Genomic DNA, 15,736 nt, shown 5'->3' with positions numbered 1-15,736 from the left:
AAAGTGTTCTTGTCATTTTTAGAATTACATCATGCAAAAGTAAGCGATATGGTTTATGAATAAAATAGAATATCGTACAAATCTATGTATAAATTGCCTTTTTAATCACTACAACTGCTTTCTGAAGGCATTATGGACAAATTTAAATACTTGTGGACAATATTCCATTGAAGAGGAAAAAAGAATCCTCTATCTTTGCCTGTGAAATTAATCATAGTAGCTAATTTTATTTATAAACAGTTTTTATACCATGAAGAAATTACTCCTCTCATTCATTACAGCAACCCTTCTGAGTAGCATACCTTGCAGTTCAGTCATTGCACAAGAGTTGCCTGCACAAAAGGAGACTTTAGCAACCATCGTAAAGGTAAACGACTACTTTATGAAAAAGTATGCCGATTATACCTTACCCTCGTTTTTTGGAAGAGTTCGTCCCAGTAATATCTGGACTCGCGGAGTTTATTATGAGGGACTGATGGCTTTATACAGTATTTATCCGCGCGAAGATTATTATAGCTATACTTATGACTGGGCTAACTTCCACAAATGGGGAATGCGTAACGGAAACACGACCCGCAATGCGGATGATCAATGCTGCGGGCAAGTTTATATTGACTTATACAACATGTGTCCTTCCGACCCGAACATGATCCGGAATATAAAAGCCAGTATCGACATGGTAGTAAACACTCCGCAGGTGAATGACTGGTGGTGGATAGACGCCATACAAATGGCAATGCCGATTTACGCCAAATTCGGAAAGATGACCGGAGACCAAAAGTACTATAACAAGATGTGGGACCTGTATACTTACACCCGTAATACTCATGGAGAAGCCGGTATGTACAATGCCAAAGAAGGATTATGGTGGCGTGATCAGGATTTCGATCCTCCTTATAAAGAACCAAACGGCAAAAACTGCTACTGGTCCAGAGGCAATGGTTGGGTATATGCAGCCCTTGTACGTGTATTGGATGAAATCCCTGCCGATGAAACACATCGCCAAGATTATATCAATGATTTCCTGACCATGAGTAAAGCCTTAAAGCAATGCCAGCGTACAGATGGATTCTGGAATGTAAGCCTCCACGACGAAAGCAATTTCGGAGGAAAAGAAACTTCAGGCACAGCACTGTTTGTATACGGAATGGCTTGGGGAATCCGCAACGGATTACTCGACCGTAAAGAATATCTGCCTATCGTACTGAAAGCATGGAACGCAATGGTAAAGGAAGCAGTTCATCCGAACGGTTTCCTTGGTTATGTGCAAGGAACAGGAAAAGAGCCGAAAGACGGACAACCTGTAACTTACAAAAGTGTTCCCGACTTTGAAGATTATGGTGTAGGTTGTTTTCTACTGGCAGGTACCGAGGTTTACAAATTAAAATAAGAGCATTATTTATCAAGTAAATGAAAAACAAAGTACTTCACTGTTTATGCTGGCTCACAGCCATCACATGCAGCCTGCAGATGCAGGCACAAAACAATGTTGCTTCCCCTATGAAAGATGTGAATCAGGTGGCAGACAACACATTGGACAGCCTGAACAAAGCACGTACGGCACGCCCCATTGCCGGAGCAAGCCGTAAAGGCAACCATCCGGTTTTATTTCTGGTCGGCAATTCTACCATGCGTACCGGAACCTTAGGGAATGGCAATAACGGACAATGGGGCTGGGGATATTACGCAGCTGATTATTTCGATTCCAATCGGATCACCGTCGAAAATCATGCCTTGGGAGGAACCAGCAGCCGTACCTTCTACAACCGCCTTTGGCCGGATGTAATCAAAGGTGTACAACCCGGCGACTGGGTTATCATCGAACTGGGACACAACGATAATGGCCCTTATGACAGCGGACGTGCCCGCGCCTCCATTCCGGGAATTGGTAAGGACAGCCTGAATGTTACTATCAAAGAAACCGGAGTAAAGGAGACCGTATATACTTACGGAGAATATATGCGTCGTTTTATCAACGATGTAAAGGCGAAAGGAGCACATCCTATCTTATTCTCCCTGACTCCCCGTAACGCCTGGGAAGATAAAGACAGTACCATCATTACTCGTGTCAATAAGACATTCGGTTTGTGGGCAAAGCAGGTAGCAGAAGAACAGAATGTTCCTTTTATTGATTTAAACGATATCAGTGCCCGCAAATTTGAAAAATTCGGTAAGAACAAAGTGCAATATATGTTCTATATCGACCGTATTCATACCAGCGCTTTCGGAGCTAAAGTAAATGCAGAGTCTGCTGCTGACGGAATACGTGCTTATGAAGGTCTGGAATTAGCCGACTATCTGAAACCGGTTGAGAAGGATAAGGACACCGGATCGAGCCGCAAAGAAGGACGTCCGGTATTATTTACCATTGGCGACAGTACCGTTAAAAATAAAGATAACGATAAAAACGGCATGTGGGGATGGGGCAGCGTAATAGCAGATGAATTCAATCTGAATAAGATATCCGTAGAGAATTGTGCCATGGCAGGTCGTAGCGCCCGCACTTTTCTGGATGAAGGTCGTTGGGATAAGGTATACAATGCACTCCAACCTGGAGACTTTGTTCTGATCCAATTCGGGCACAATGATACAGGAGCGATAAATACCGGAAAAGCCCGTGCCGAATTGCCCGGTTCCGGAGGAGAGAGCAAGGTCTTTTTAATGGAGAAAACAGGAAAATATCAAGTCGTTTACACTTTCGGCTGGTATCTCCGTAAATTTATCATGGATGTTCAGGAAAAAGGCGCCATACCTATCGTTTTAAGCCATACTCCACGTAACAAGTGGAAAGACGGAAAGATAGAACGTAACACGGCATCCTTTGGTAAATGGACACGTGAAGCAGCCGAAGCTACCGGAGCTTATTTTATCGACCTGAATAAAATAAGTGCTGACAAGCTCGAAAAGAAAGGTATCAAGAAAGCGGCAGACTATTATAATAACGACCATACACATACTTCCTTAAAAGGAGCACACATGAATGCCAAAAGTATCGCAGATGGATTGAAACGAACTGATTGTCCGTTGAAACAGTACTTGAAATAAGAGACAGACTCATCTGAGATTCATAAAGCGGTTAATGCATTTCACAGACAGTGCATTAACCGCTTTCTTTTTGTCACGCCTCAACCTTATAGTCCCAATAAGGATAACTTAAGTTTTCCTTACCAATATTTAGTTCTCCATATACAAAACACTAGAATCATCCATCGGAATAACCTCTTGCATATAGATAGCATCAAGGCTCCAAAGCGCCGCGTCATTTGTACTGATGCTGACGCATTCATCCAAAGGGGCCGGAACTTCGGGAGGAAATAGCGTAGTAATTTGGAAAGGAGGTGCCGGTGTATGTTCCAATCGGGTAAATAAGTCATCCCATGCCTCTCTAGCCATCATTGCATCCCGCTTGTGATAAGCAGCGTATGCCATCAGACGGGAAATCCGGAAACGGCTATGATTCAATTCCCACGCCTTCTGCTTATAACGTGCTGCATGGTCCAGCCACGCATCTTTCCATTCAGGAAGGTCGATCATACGTATCATTTCATTCATCACTTCAAAACCACCCATAATGGTCATTAAATGGTTTGAGGATTCCAGCTTAGAATCGCATTCAGTAGTAATAATTCCCGTTGACGGATCAAAGCCCAACGCTTTAGGTCCGGTAAAAATACGATTGGGCAGAGTCGCTATACTTTTCATCCCGGTTACGATCTTATCCCGATAAGCTGTATTACCAGTACGTTCCCACTCCGTCATCCAGTTGCCGGCATAGGCCAGCCAATCCGGACCGATACGCAGTCGGGCAGGTGCTGTACAAGGATATTCACTACGAGGTTGTGCCAGACGCATGGGATCTAGTTCATATAGTTTTTGATCGGCATCCTTTACTTCAGTCATCAGATCACCACAACGATCATCGGTGGTGAGATAGTAATAGAAACGGTTCCACGCAGCCTGACTGATTCGAGCTTCTTTGGCACCACAACCCCAATGGCTGACGTTATGCCGGCTACCTAACCCTGCATTCGGTCCGATATGGTAAGCATCCACTTCGGCTGTATGACGGGTCATTGCTTCTGCCATACGCCAGATATCTTCACGACCTGTACGCAAAAAGTTATACCACAACCACATATTAGAAGCAAGTTCCGTATTATCCCAGGCAAATCCGCCGATATCATAACGCCACGTATGGCGGACGGGGTCATAAGCATGCATTACATCTCCATAATTCCAGAATCCATACCACTTGTTCTGCTCTATGGCCTTACTATAAAAATTGATATATGCATCCAAGCGATCTTCTACCCGGGAACGGAAAGAAGTACTCCGATCCGGAAGACTCCATACACCAAAAGCCTGCTGCGCATGAAGATAATCCGGCGTAGGCAACAATATCCCGAGCTCAGAAAGCGATTTAGCAGTATCGGCAAAAGCCTTTTTTCCAACATAACCTCCTTGTGGAATAAGTGTCAGCGTAGTAGTACGGGCGATACCATAGGGAGTACTCATTCCGTCCTGAACATCTTCGTAACTGGCATTTAAATCATGAGCTACATTATCGTAGTGACGTAAGTCCATCGGTTCTCCTTCAGGGCTCCATAACCATGCAGTGATTGTTGCAGACGAAGTTTTAGCACCCGATATTTCTATAGAAGAAGGATAAGACTGCCAAAAATCATGCAGGCAAAGTCCTAAACCACCCGTAATATCACCGACAAAAGCATATCCTTCACTACGGGTTCCCGAAAAAGTTCCTATCCAGGGATTATTCTCATTGGCACGTTTGCGGATAGAGAATGCATCTGCAGAGAGCTGAGACAGACGATAGTCGTTCCATGAAGCCCAGTTATCTATTAAGTCACGATTCTTCTTGTCAAAAGTCTCATACGGTGGAATACGTTTGCCTTCCATCTGTTGCTGTTGAAGAGAAAGCTCATCATCCGTGTCAAGTGTCAGTTTGCGCCGTCCCACCAGCGGTTGCACCGGTTCACTCCAAACACCTCCATCAGCACAGGAGAAAGCAATATGCCGGTTATAAAGTTCTTCCCGCATAGGGGCTTCCAAACGAATACCCAAAGCACGAATAAAATCCTTATTTTGATCTCCGTCGTACACAAAGCTATGTACTATCTTGATTTGCTCGCTTCCGGCATAAAAGTAAAGACGGACTACAAACGGAAGCCACTCCCGTCCGGCATCACTTCTGTGAATACCCTCCAGTTTGACAAGCGCCCGTACATTACCGGTACGTTCTACTGTAGCCGATTTTAATCTTCCGGTATAGTTGGTAAAAGCTATTTGTGAGGTATTCTCCAAGATCGGTTCACTTTGAGTATTACAGACAAGGCGTGCATTTTCTCCTACTTTCACTCCTTTATGAAATATACTATCTATCAGAAATTCTCCCTGACGAGGGATGCAGGCGGAAATAAGACCTGTCTCAATACGAATATTCTGTGGCGTTTCAACAATCGCGATTGATGATTTACCGCTACCATCATCGCCAATCTTTGCATTAGCTCTTCCTTTTGATCTTTTCCCGACCTTTTTGAGTAATAGTTTATCAGTATTTCCCGGAATAACTCCGGCTATCCCATTCCATTTCACAGAGCCATCGGGCCAGTAAGCCAATACCCAAGTATCTATCGGAAGAGTCTCACCTCTATCAGTAATCAACTGCAAAGTATTTTCCGGATATAATTCCCCTTCACTGAAAGGAACACCCAAACTTACCGTTCTATCTTGCTGAGGAGTATTACCAATCCAGTGCAATGGAATTTCTGAGATTTCCTGTGGAGAACATTCATAATGAAAATTAGCGATACGAGTCCGGGATAAGGTGGTGCGAAAACCGAACCAGCCCTCTGTCAGGGGGGCGGCATCGCGGAAATCCACCAGTCGCACTCCATTTATATAATAACTAACCCTATTATTTTCATTCGTTATCTTGATATGATACCACTTGTTAGCTTCCAGCAAATGGTCCGCATCCGTATATTCTTTTAAGATTGCAGGACGGGCTTTTGCATTTGTAATAGCCGCCTCATTGCCGTCATAACGGCGAAAACGTGTAGTAGAATTATGATTTCCACCATATCCCATATAGTAGAGTTGTAAAGAGTAACAGTTTAGAAAAATCCCACTACGCCATTTCTCACGTTTCCATATATTATCGGGATACTGAGGGTCCGAAGCCATCCAAAAACAATTCAAGTCACTCAAACGATCGCCCTCAACCTCAACAACCACACATGCGTCATACTCAATGGTTACTTTACCACTCATCTTCTCTTTCCTCCAAAGAGTAAGCCCTTTAGGAGAAAGAATTTCAACCGTATCCCCTAAAAAAGTTACTTTATAATCCGGAGATTCAGATTCTACTTTCCAGTATTTATGAAACTGGCGGGCGTTGAGTCCGGAAGTTTTATTGTTTTGTGCGTTCAATGCCAAAGTAATGAGCAAGAACAAAAGAACAGATATGTTTTTCATGTGACAAATTTAGTATAAGGAGTTCCATTATAAGGAACGTTATCACTGGTTTCACATCACAAAATTAGAAAATACCACCCGAATGATAAATAGAATATCATTCATTTAAATGGATATTTGTTCAATAAACGGTCTTCTTCCAGCAAACAGCGATATCATTGATTGTATTGAAAGTGCCCAATATAACAAAATCGACCTGATAGCCAAGCTTTACTTGATATCAGATCGATTTATTTATCTTCAGTGTATATCTATTTCTGAAACACAAGCTCACCCATACGGTCTGCCGTACTAAAAACAATAGAGCAAAGGCCATCTTTTATTTGCAACACTTCCATTCCAGCCAGTTGCACGATCTCCGGTTCAGCTCCTGTTTTACTACTCAAGATCTCTAACGTGGCATTCGCCTTTACACCAACGGACAAATCACCATCGCAGGATAAAACATATTGCCTTCCTTCCAATACGTTGGTAATAGCAACACTATTGGTATCGATGAACAAGCTCCAATTATTGGCTTTATTCAATTCAATCATGTTTCCCCATACAAAACGCTGATTATCGGTGCTCAGCACACTCGATACCACTACTACATCAAGTGATACACTGTGCCCTTCCAAGTCGGTTACAGTCAAGACCACTTTACCGTATTTCACTCCTTGAATGTATATTAAATTTTCACGATACTTGGCGGTAGCATAGCCTTCTTCAGAAAAAGAAAACTGATATCCACCGTTTCCGCCTTCAATCTTTAGTATGCCTTCACTTCCTTCTTTGATTTGAATGGCTGTACGATCAAGTTTCAGTTCAACAACCGTATCTTCGTCTTTACAAGACGAAAAGAGACTGAGCTGAGATAATATCAAGACAAAAGATATTATATAAATATTAATAAACTGTTTCATATTATTCTAAGTTTATCTGTTTTATCTTTTAAATTTAAACGCAATGGATTTTGTAACGTTTCCGTTTGCATCTTCAATGACTGCTTTCACTTCAAGCACACCACTAAAGTCTGACAAGTCTATTGAGTTCTTATCAAACTCCACCGTTTCTTCACCGTCTACAATCACATACATCTTCGTGAACAATGCCGCTTCGGGGCCCACTACACTGGCTTTACTGCCAACTACAACAATTGTCGGCTTTTTCAACCAGCCAAAATCAAGATCAGTAGGTTCACCTGTAGCAAAGCATCCCATTCCCCAAAAACGTAATTCCGCATCAGTAGTCAGTTTTCCAAAATTAACATCAGGCAGATCTCCATTGGGCTTACGATCTCTCATCAATTCCGCTTCTTCCAGACTGATAAAGTCAGCTTCCACCACTTCCTCACTACCATCAAAAGAGTTGTTGGATACTTCACTCTTCGCCCTGTTCACTGTTACGATATGCTTACTTCCCGATCTTGAAACAAAGGACAGGTTGTTCTTAATAATATGATCATATCCGCTCACATCAGTCGGAGGAAGTGCCAAAGGCAACTCACGGTTTGTCATATTATAGTTTTCTCCACTATTGACAGCCGTATTGCTCTCGAATATGATTCCGCCCAGATGATGATTGGCATAAAAACCTCTCAATCTATTGTAATAAGCCAAACTATTGCGTACTTCATGTTGAGGTATTATGTCAGGTGTAGCTGGAAGGTTATCGGCAGACATTCCGTAACCACCGGCTTTAAAACCGGTACCGTCACCAGCCGCTTCTTTTGTGCCGGGCTTGTATCCGTTTAAGAACGACCAGCAATTGATTATCTTCACTGCCTCAAAACAATTGATGAGATCGAAACCATCATCGCTATTATACCAGGCACGACATCCTTCGAACACATTTCCCGTACCTTTACCTTCACCGGCAGAAGATGAGTTGATGTGACCGCCGAAACCATCGACATTACCACCTTTGCCTCCTTCTGAAACCGAATCATAATTGTTGTAAGCATCACAGTTTAAGATGTGATTATTGCTTCCGCCAAGCAAGTAGAAACCGATTGCCATACCGTCATGCGTTCTCAAATCTTCAAACTTGTTATTATTGGCTCCTTTAACAATACGGAAACATTCTGATTGCGTATGGTCGGTAATAGTGACTTGTGTGCCAATAACATCGAATCCTTTAAGATAAAGATTAGAACCGGTTACATAAAACACCGTAATACGCTGATCTTTAGGTTTTACTTGCGAAAGATCGAAGACAGGTCTCCCCTGTCTATTCGGATTGGCCAGATAAGAAATAGGCTTGCCTGCCTCACCACTTTTATTCAAGTGGAACACACAATGATAAAGTCCGCTATTAGTAGTAGTCATCGGTAGTTGGTCGGCAGGAACCACATAAGTTCCCGGATTGATATAAACCACATCTCCCGCAGCTACCACTTCCTGCACTTTTACTAAAGTTGCAAAAGGTTTATCTGACGTTCCCGGATTAGAATCACTTCCCTCGGGGTCCATATAATATGTCTTTTGTGCACTCATGGGGACTGATAATATCAGTCCCAAAAGTAAATAAGCTATTTTTGTTATATCCTTCATAATTTTCTTTTTTTGATTGAAAAACATGCTATTAATGAGAAGAAGACTTACCTTGCAAGTCCCAAGGTACGAAATAAGCACCACCCATAATCTTGGCCTTTACTTCCGCTTGTTTAGCCAGATCGGATTCATATTTCTGCCCGACAAAATCTGCTATGAATGAATAGTCATTCCAACGCTTTGCCACACGAATCATAAGCGGATAAGTCTTTCCTTCACAAGGAAACTCCAAGAAGGCTTCTTTCACCAATTCAATATCATTATGCTTTTTGATCTTGTCTTCATCACTCAAACCTTCCAATCTTTGTTCAGCTATAATCTCCTCTTTGATGTCTTCCGGAGTCTGCCACATATCGCGCTTGCCCAGTCCTAAGATACCGCGAACACCATTATCAGCATACGTGCGGCGGAATCCCGCATAAAGTGTTGTCCACAATCCCCAGTTGCAATTCAGTCCTTGCCATTGTTCGCCCAATACTACACCGGCTCCGTAGAAGGGGTCGACACCTGTATTCATCAACACGGATGCCGGCTCAAAACGTCCCATATTATTCAGTGCTTCAATCGCCATAAAATAAAGATCAGAAGTGTGATAAATCATTATATATGTATCGTCATGAGCAACAGTATGTCCGCTCTTTCTAAAGCCACGGTATTTGCGTATCGCATATTCCACATCCTTTTCGATTTCCTGAATAGCTCTGAAACGCGCATCGGATGTTTTAATTGCCGTTGCATCAGCAGACGGATTGAAAGTAGTATCTTCAAAACGTTTTGATCCTGGCACGGAAGCACGCATCATATAGCTTCCGCTACGGTCGAAATGATTCAATAACGAATTCTGTTGATTATATTTATAATCATACATAATAACAGATTCGGTTGCTGTCAGCATCGGCATCTCGGAGTCATATTGCTGACCGTAATTACTCCCGTAACTTCCCGAACGCATATACTTGATATTAGCAACATTTCCCTGATACTCAGCCAAAGCAAAGGTCCTGCTCATTTCTCCAAGAATTGTTGTAGCCGCCTTCTGATAATCTCCTTTCCAAAGTGCGATTTCTGCTTGCAGTACAAAATATCCGGGAACCATCATATTCCATCTTTTATATTCATCGTTTGTAGAAGTAGCCCCGTTAGCAGGATCAAGCCACTCATTCCATGACATATTGTATGTACCGTTTATTCCATCAAAGCCAGTATTCAACAGTTTGTCGCATTCATCGACAAGCTCACTCAAGTTCTTAGGAGTCCGGCTGACGATATCTTTCATACTTTGCATCGGATCATCGAACCATATAGCTTGTCCATATATCTTTGCCAACATGAGATAAGTCCATGTTTTCAACCTCACTGTGCTACTAATCAGACCTCTATAATCATCGTCATCTACGGTAGTGACATGTGTATCTCTGTATTCTTTTGCTTTCTGCAAATAATCATTGCAAGCAATGATTACATCATAATACTTGGCAGGGTCGGCATATGTGTTACCGCTCAAATCATCATCATAATTATAAATGCTGTAAAGGTCAGCCGGTGTATTTTCGGTAGGTTCCAACAGTTCGCCACGCATATCGGTCAGATAAATAGCTTTGTCTCCAATAGCTTGTATCTTTGTGATAATACCCAGAAAACCGGAATAAAGCTCGCTGCCTTCCTTGATATATCTATCACCATTCAAGGTCGTATCATTATTCGGCTCGAAGAAGTCACTACACGAAGCGAACATCATCGCCAGTACCCCCATAAGTATTATTTCTATCTTAAACTTTTTCATTTTCATTAGAATTTTAAATTAACGCCCATTTTCACTGTTTTGGGTTGCATTAGCTTTGCATTATCAAAACCTTGCATATTCTCAGCATAAGAATAAGAGAATTCTGGGTCCATTCCCAGATAATCTGTAAAGGTCAACAGGTTCTCGCCCGTCACATATATTGTTCCCGAACGAAAGAAATTCCAAAGTGTTTTAGAGAAAGTGTAGCTGAGTGTCACGTTCTTCATTCTCAGGTAAGAAGCATCTTCCATCCAGCGAGAAGAGAAATAGCTGTTGCCCACAGGATCTTTCCATGTTGCCTTCGGCATATCGGTCTTCTGTCCTTCCACTGTCCAACGGTTTACGGCTGCAATACTCTGGTTGTTAGTAGTAGACATAGCCTCCAGTTGTTGTCTGACAGCATTGTATGCGATGTTGTCTTTTGAATATGAGAACTCTGCAGAAAGTGCGAATCCTTTGTATTTCAGTTGTGTATAGAAACCTCCAAAATAAGAGGGAGCAGCACTGCCAAGAAGAACACGGTCTTTATCGTCGATGCGGTTATCGCCATTCTGATCTACAAAACGTACATCTCCGGCATTATAACGACGTCCGGTACGGTTGCTGAGATTTGCAGCGTCAGCTTCAGCTTGTGTGGAGTATACTCCATTTGCCTGATAACCGTAGAATTGGTAAGGAGCTTCTCCGACACGGTTGACCATCTGCACACCATTATCGTAACTCAACACGATTTGTTCCTCACCACCTAATGACTTGATCTTATCTCTGGAGCGAGAGATGTTTCCACCTACGATCCATTCGAAATCACGGGTACGAACCAATGAGGCCTGCACTGCCAACTCTATACCTGTATTCTCTAACTTACCTACATTCGCATAATAAGGAACCGATCCATAAACAGATGAAAGAGGCATAGCAGATATCATATCGCTGATTTGATTATTGTAATAATCAAAAGTTAGGTTCAAACGATTGTTCAGTACAGACAAGTCCAGTCCGAGATTCAAAGAAGCATTCTTCTCCGGTTTCAATGATACGTTCGGGATATTAGAACGAACGATGGTTGACAACTGCATGTAAGGTACTGTGGAATAATAGTATCCACCCATCTGTGAAGAAAAGCGTGAGTTACCTGTCAGTCCGTATTCGACACGTACATTCAGCTTATTGAGCCATGTAACATCGAGAAGTGGTTTCCATCCTTTGCCCAGCAAGGTTACTCCTACTGACGGATATGTATAGAAACGGGCAACATCCGTACCGGTAGAAGAAGCTGCATCAACGGCTATATTCACAGATGCCTGTACCATATTATTGTAAGTATAGTTGGCATGTCCGTAGAAGTTTGTCCAGTTCCAGCTATTGATATAACCCAAGAAACGTCTTCCGTCAGTCGTGCTACCCAATGTCTGGTAGAAGTCATTACCGGTGTTGCGTCCTTCTCCTGCATCATATTCGTTTTTAGTAGTCATCAACTGCCATCCGGCTATTGCATTCAACTGGTGAACATAATTAAACGTTTTCTTATAACTGGCATTCAAGTTGGCAAAGAAGTTGGTCGTTACAGCTACTCCGTCGCTTACCGCATTATTCCGCACACCGTATTTATCACTTAGCGGTACTATAGTAGCTTCACTTGCTCCAGGGATAAAGAGATGTTCGTTATCGTAATTATAATACAAACCTACTGTTCCAGTTAGTGTCAGTTCTCGAAAAGGATTGTATGCGATACCGGCTTTCATATTCAGATCATATTGGCGATTACGAGAATCCAACGTATTAATGATAGCTAAAGGATTGCTGACGCTGTAATCTCGGCTCTTGCTCCGTCCGTAGAAATGAGATGCGTAAGTTTTCAGTGTATTTCCCTCGCGGTCTTTTTCGTATGGATTTAGGAAAGGAGATCTTGCGTAAGCTGCCAATATAGGATTCGTCGTAATATCCATACCCTGCGTCTGATAATGTCCGTTCATATAAGCTAAACCTACCGTTGCAAAAATATTCAGTTGTTTATTAACCAATACATTAGCATTCAGTAATGTATGAAAACGTTCCATACTTGTATTATCCATCAGACCATTCTCGCGATAATACCCTAACGACAGGTCGTATTTAGCAATATTGTCACCACCTTCTACTCTGAAAAGATGATCGGTGGACGCTGTGTTCTTGTAAATCAAATCCTGCCAGTCTGTATTATTGTTATACAAATAGTTGTAACGTGGATCGTTAGGATTCTGCATGAAGGGGAAATTTGTATAGAAGTTCTGCGGATCCTTAGAAATAGTCATACCCATATCTGCCAGATACTGCTTGTAATCATCCAGTCCCATCACCGGCATCCGCTTATCGTTCCAGTTGATTCCGTATGATCCATAGTAACTCACCCTAGTCTCCAAGTCATTAGATGCGGTACCGTCTGTTTCAATCAAGATTACACCATTGGAGCCCATTGAACCATACATAGCTGCTTCCGCACCTTTCAATACAGTGATATTCTGTATATCCTGCAAATGATAGAACTGAAAGATATCACGGGTAAAGCCGCCAATCAGTTCCGAAGGTGTTTTATCAGGCATATGAGGTACTCCGTTTATCACAATCAGAGGAGCGTTATCACCAGTCAATGTGCGGATACCGCGCAAGTTATAATAACTGCCTTCTCCCGGCATACCACTACTGCGTTTCATTTGCAACCCAGCAATTTGTCCTGTCAATGCACGATCGATCTTTGTCGTACCCAACATAAAATCTTTTTTTGTGATATTGGTAGCTGCTGTATAATCTTCCAGCTGCATTTCTCCTTCCCGACGGAAGGGAAGAACCATCGTTTCATTGTATTTATATTGATTTTCCGGAATCAATGTAATTACAATATTCGGTCTTTCTTTTACAAGCTGCTTCACTGAGAAATACCCCGGAGCCCATACGGAAATTTCCTTGGCCTTTGAAAGATCTTTCACTTCAAACTGGAATGTACCTTCTTTGTTTGTAGTAACATTCATCGTGTCTAACACTGTGACAATGGCACCTTCTACCGGTTGATTCGTCGCTGACAAAATCTTACCAGTCAATTTCTGCCCTCCTTGTCCCCATGTATTTGCCACTCCACATACGAGTAGCACAGAAATATTAAGTATTTTTTTTATCTTTTTCATATCCTGTTTATCAAGGTTAATACAAATCTACTGTTGGGCGGAAACACCATGTAGTCGGCTCCATTTCACCTCTTGCCCCTTTCGTAAATTCAATCGTAACTTCAAGTTCTTCGGTTTTATCAAATATGACAACTCCAAGATCCGTAGAACCATCACGGTCATACCTGCTATCTCTATAAAGCTCACTATATCCACCACCGCCACGGTCATGATTAGAGCCTTTCATTGTAGAAGATGGAATAGGACCACTTTCACATTTGGGAATCTTCTTCCCATTCAAGTAGAATGTTGCATTCACTTGCGAACGAGAACCATTAAATCCCATATAGAAATTATATGACCCTGCAGGTATTTTGTAAGGCACTGCAGTATAACCGGTAGTCGAAGCTTTGTCTTCTACTAATCGATAGCATTTGAATTTAAAAATACCAGGTTGATCAGTGTCAACGACCCACAGCATCATAGATCTACAGTAAATAGCCGGCAGCCATGGCTTTGGCTGATTTGCACCCACATATTGTTTCACACGATTCATTTGTACATTCTCACCAATATCTTTCAGATAAGTACTGATGTAATTATATCCGGGATAATAGTACTTTTTATCTTCATCCGTCAATTGGTCAAACGTTTCAAAACGTTCCTTGATTCTCCAAATCAATATCTTGTTGGTCGGTATTTTCAGTGAAGTTATCTTATAAGCAACACCGTTACTCAACTCTACCGGATTATCAAGATCTACCTTATTTACTGTTGTACGCCATTGTTGATCAAAAACAGAATAAAAGTCCTGCGTTGAAGCCGGATCACTCTCGTTATAAATAAAATCTTGTTTTACATACTTTTTACTAAAAAAAGCAGTCTGGAATATCCAGTTGTTCAGAATAGAATCTTCACGTTCCATATTCCACGATTTCAACTTCTCTTTCGCTTCTCTCAGTGCATTCTCTATCAAGTCATTAGAAGGTACCAGCAATGTAGCAGTAATGTTCTCTGAATAAAGGTCTAACTTCTTATCTGCAAAATACTGACTCTTTTCTGTGAATACAGAGTCATATACCGTATTTCCTGTCTTATCAATTCCTATAGGTGTACTTGCGGCTTTATCAAATACTCTTTGCGTACGGCTCAACACCATTTCTTTAAAAACAGAGTAATCTTCGTCCGGCAAATCCTTCAAATACTCTATCAATGCTTTAGGAGTATTAATATAATTTTCCAAGTCATAAATGTAGGCATTATTAGTTTTAATCACCTTCTTCACTTTCGAACCATTGAAATAAATTCCCGGTTCCATACCATCCATCGGTTCATTGTAGATTCTTACGGTCACATACTTGCCGTTCCACATCAACAGGCGTTGTCCGTCTTCCAGATTACTGGGGGAAAGAAGAGCATCTGTTATATGTGCTTCCGCCTTAAATATTTCTTCAGCGGTTGCCTGTCCTTCACTGCCTTCGGCTTTAGTAGTTACCGATTGATCGGTATTGGCAATAGATTCATTACCTACCACCATGATGGTGTACATCAGGTTTTTCTCCTGCCATGTTTTAATCACACCTGTCTTGTCGAACAGTGCATACATGTTACTATAATCCTGAGCTGTCTTCAGGAAATCAGCTGCCGGCTCATCTACAGCTTCAATCTCTGTATTTTCAATCACCGTATCCCACTTGGAATAGTGCGAATCCCAAGTATCCGTACAGGCACAGAGTCCAATTGAAACCAAAGCGGATGCTATGATATATCTAATTTTCTTCATGGTT

Annotated in this window: 8 protein-coding genes; 2 read left to right on the top strand and 6 right to left on the bottom strand. The window is 41.9% G+C overall.

All coding sequences use genetic code 11. The annotated features are described in order from the left end of the window. Positions 1 to 250 precede the first annotated feature (250 nt). Positions 251 to 1,390 carry a glycoside hydrolase family 88/105 protein gene (locus K6V30_RS09455; RefSeq protein WP_055268711.1) on the top strand — a complete coding sequence of 380 codons (1,140 nt, stop codon included), beginning with the start codon at positions 251 to 253 and terminating at the stop codon, positions 1,388 to 1,390. A gap of 20 nt (positions 1,391 to 1,410) precedes the next feature. Further along, a complete protein-coding gene (locus tag K6V30_RS09450; RefSeq protein WP_055268709.1) occupies positions 1,411 to 3,045 on the top strand; it encodes a rhamnogalacturonan acetylesterase in 1,635 nt (544 codons plus the stop codon). 129 nt (positions 3,046 to 3,174) lie between these two features. Here the strand turns inward: K6V30_RS09450 and K6V30_RS09445 are convergent, their stop codons facing one another. The 6 genes from K6V30_RS09445 to K6V30_RS09420 form a co-directional block, all read right to left on the bottom strand. After that, positions 3,175 to 6,495: an exo-rhamnogalacturonan lyase family protein gene (locus K6V30_RS09445; RefSeq protein WP_022302231.1), complete on the bottom strand. Its 3,321-nt coding sequence runs from the start codon at positions 6,493 to 6,495 to the stop codon at positions 3,175 to 3,177. Between the two features lie 251 nt (positions 6,496 to 6,746). Continuing rightward, entirely contained in the window at positions 6,747 to 7,400 is a 654-nt protein-coding gene (locus K6V30_RS09440; RefSeq protein WP_010536768.1) for a hypothetical protein, read from the bottom strand. A 21-nt stretch (positions 7,401 to 7,421) separates the two neighbouring features. Continuing rightward, positions 7,422 to 9,029: a rhamnogalacturonan lyase gene (locus tag K6V30_RS09435; RefSeq protein ID WP_022302230.1), complete on the bottom strand. Its 1,608-nt coding sequence runs from the start codon at positions 9,027 to 9,029 to the stop codon at positions 7,422 to 7,424. 31 nt (positions 9,030 to 9,060) lie between these two features. Then, complete coding sequence (locus tag K6V30_RS09430; protein WP_022302229.1) at positions 9,061 to 10,812, bottom strand: hypothetical protein; 1,752 nt, start codon at positions 10,810 to 10,812, stop codon at positions 9,061 to 9,063. Positions 10,813 to 10,817: 5 nt separating this feature from the next. Beyond that, entirely contained in the window at positions 10,818 to 13,970 is a 3,153-nt protein-coding gene (locus tag K6V30_RS09425; protein WP_022302228.1) for a SusC/RagA family TonB-linked outer membrane protein, read from the bottom strand. Between the two features lie 16 nt (positions 13,971 to 13,986). Then, a complete protein-coding gene (locus K6V30_RS09420; RefSeq protein ID WP_010536764.1) occupies positions 13,987 to 15,732 on the bottom strand; it encodes a hypothetical protein in 1,746 nt (581 codons plus the stop codon). Positions 15,733 to 15,736: the final 4 nt, after the last annotated feature.

The organism is Bacteroides faecis (assembly GCF_020091505.1).
Taxonomy (GTDB): Bacteria; Bacteroidota; Bacteroidia; order Bacteroidales; family Bacteroidaceae; genus Bacteroides; species Bacteroides faecis.
Note: the sequence above shows the minus strand (reverse complement) of the source record. Positions and strands in the feature narration are given on the sequence as shown.